Origin of the sequence: Streptomyces sp. NPDC051104, assembly GCF_040682835.1 — a bacterium.
GTDB lineage: Bacteria > Actinomycetota > Actinomycetes > Streptomycetales > Streptomycetaceae > Streptomyces > Streptomyces cynarae.
Genome location: NZ_JBFBBS010000172.1, coordinates 1 through 1,031, shown reverse-complemented (window position 1 = coordinate 1,031; position 1,031 = coordinate 1). Strand labels below are relative to the sequence as shown.

Genomic DNA, 1,031 nt, shown 5'->3' with positions numbered 1-1,031 from the left:
CCACCGCGCACCAAGGAACGCGCACCACCAACGAGCACCGCCTACAGCAGCCCGCGGCAACCACCGGGAAATCTCACAAACATCCCGACTATATTATAGCATAAAAAAGGCGCCCCAGTTAGGAGAGGGACGCTCGGAGTAAATTTATGAAAAATTATATATTTTTGGGTAAATATAGTATATATCTACTTCCTTAACTAGAACAAAAAGCCCTGTTTAAGGGCAGACGTCATCTTATATAGGTAAGATGAATTCATTATACTACTTTTTGTATTCGTTTTCAAATAAAAAACACCGTCACTTAGTCAAGAACGATGCTTTAGGAGTTATTTATAACCTTAATGTAAAAGGTAAGATTATTATATAATTTACTGCTTTCGTTGTAAAGAAAAACGCCCCAGAGGGCGAGAAAACTATATTTTAAATGATGGATATTTTTTTATTAAACTTTTTAAAATCACACAATGAAATTGAATACTCAGTATGTTTTCCCATTTTTTTCATATCTAATATTTTATTTTTTACCGATTCTTTCAGTGTTGAAGTACAACTACGGTTCGTTAAGTTTCCCACAGAAACTGTTGAATCTAATTGAATTTTGTATGACTTCGAACAATCTATAAAAGATGGTACACCAAGCTGATTTTGTTGTTGTTCTGTGCCTCTAATCAAAACGTACTCGTCATTAACTGTCTTACCGTCTGGTTTAAATACTCTTTTTTCCTTACCCAATATCGAGGATATCGAATAAAATACTAATATATCTTCCTCTAAAAAATCAGCGACAAATTGCTGGTGAGCACATAGCTTTCCACTAGGATCATTAGGATAACGAACCCTGCAAATCAATATATCCATCATGAAAATACAAGTTCTCCATCCATTTTTTCTAAAAAGATTGGATATTCTTGATGCGGAACATCGCTTAATTCAATGATATCATCATCAGTAACTTCAAATTCTTTTTTATTAAAATAATAAAGATTTCCTGCTATTTTTTCTTTGCCTATACTTTCAAAATCTAAATTAGA

General features: G+C 33.4%; 1 protein-coding gene. It reads right to left on the bottom strand.

Translation table 11 applies throughout. From position 1 onward, the window contains the following. Nucleotides 1-420: 420 nt before the first annotated feature. On the bottom strand, nucleotides 421-861 hold the full coding sequence (locus AB0N14_RS40395) for a hypothetical protein (protein ID WP_023188574.1): 441 nt from the start codon (nucleotides 859-861) through the stop codon (nucleotides 421-423). Between the last annotated feature and the right edge of the window lie 170 nt (nucleotides 862-1,031).

Coding starts and splice junctions, on each gene's coding strand:
- AB0N14_RS40395 (WP_023188574.1), bottom strand. CDS start 861: ATGATGGATATATTGATTTGCAGGGTTCGTTATCCTAATGATCCTAGT.